This window comes from Azospirillum sp. B4 (assembly GCF_000333275.1).
Lineage (GTDB): Bacteria > Pseudomonadota > Alphaproteobacteria > Azospirillales > Azospirillaceae > Nitrospirillum.
In genome coordinates this window covers 1-1,282 of the sequence record NZ_BACU01000404.1, presented here as the reverse complement: position 1 = coordinate 1,282, position 1,282 = coordinate 1, and the positions used below count along the sequence as shown (strand labels likewise).

Genomic DNA, 1,282 nt, shown 5'->3' with positions numbered 1-1,282 from the left:
GTCAGACTGGCGCTGGTGCCGTAGGTCTTGCTCGCCCCACTGGCCGTGATGGTCAGCGCCGCGGGGGTCACCGTCAGCGTGCCGGCAGCATAGCTCACCGAATAATTGCTCAGCCCCGTGCCCGTGGCACCACTGGCCACAACGCTGTAGCTGCCCACCGACGCCGCCGTGCCGCTGCCGCTGCTGGCCAGCGTCACCGCCGCGATGCTGTCGCCGTTCACCAGCCCGCTGCTGCTGTACCCCGTCAGGCCGGCGCTGGCGCCGTAGGTCTTGGACGCCCCGCTGGCGGTGATGGTCAGGCTCGCGGGATTCACCGTCAGCGTGCCGTCGGCATAGCTCACCGAGTAGTTGCTGAGCCCCGTGCCCGTGGCACCGCTGGCCACAACGCTGTAGCTGCCCACCGAGGCCACCGTACCGCTGCCGCTGCTGGCCAAGGTCACGGCCGCAATGCTGTCGCCGTTCACCAGGCCGCTGCTGCTGTACCCCGTCAGGCTGGCGCTGGCGCCGTAGGTCTTGGACGCCCCGCTGGCCGTGATCGTCAGGCTGGCGGGATTCACCGTCAGCGTGCCGTCGGCATAGCTCACCGAGTAGTTGCTCAGCCCTGTGCCCGTGGCACCGCTGGCCACAACGCTGTAGCTGCCCACCGAGGCCACCGTACCGCTGCCGCTGCTGGCCAAGGTCACGGCCGCAATGCTGTCGCCGTTCACCAGGCCGCTGCTGCTGTACCCCGTCAGGCTGGCGCTGGCGCCGTAGGTCTTGGACGCCCCGCTGGCCGTGATCGTCAGGCTGGCGGGATTCACCGTCAGCGTGCCGTCGGCATAGCTCACCGAGTAGTTGCTCAGCCCCGTGCCCGTCACTCCGCTGGCCACAACGCTGTAGCTGCCCACCGACGCGGCGGTGCCACTGCCGCTGCTGGCCAGGGTCACGGCGCTGATGCTGTCGCCGTTCACCAAGCCGCTGCTGCTGTAGCCCGTCAGGCTGGCGCTGGCGCCGTAGGTCTTGGCTGCCCCGCTGGCCGTGATGGTCAACGCCGCCGGGGTCACCGTCAGCGTGCCGTCGGCGTAGCTTACCGAGTAGTTGCTCAGCCCCGTGCCCGTGGCACCGCTGGCCACAACGCTGTAGCTGCCCACCGACGCCGCCGTGCCGGACCCGCTGCTGGCCAAGGTCACGGCCGCGATGCTGTCGCCATTCACCAGGCCGCTGCTGCTATACCCTGTCAGGCTGGCGCTGGCGCCGTAGGTCTTGGACGCCCCGCTGGCGGAGATGGTCAGTGCCGCCGGGG

The 1,282-nt window shown here is 70.0% G+C and carries 1 protein-coding gene; it reads right to left on the bottom strand.

Translation table 11 applies throughout. The features are described 5' to 3' along the window. A partial coding sequence (locus I55_RS37150; protein WP_044561952.1) for an S-layer family protein occupies positions 1–1,282 on the bottom strand: 1,282 nt, incomplete at both ends.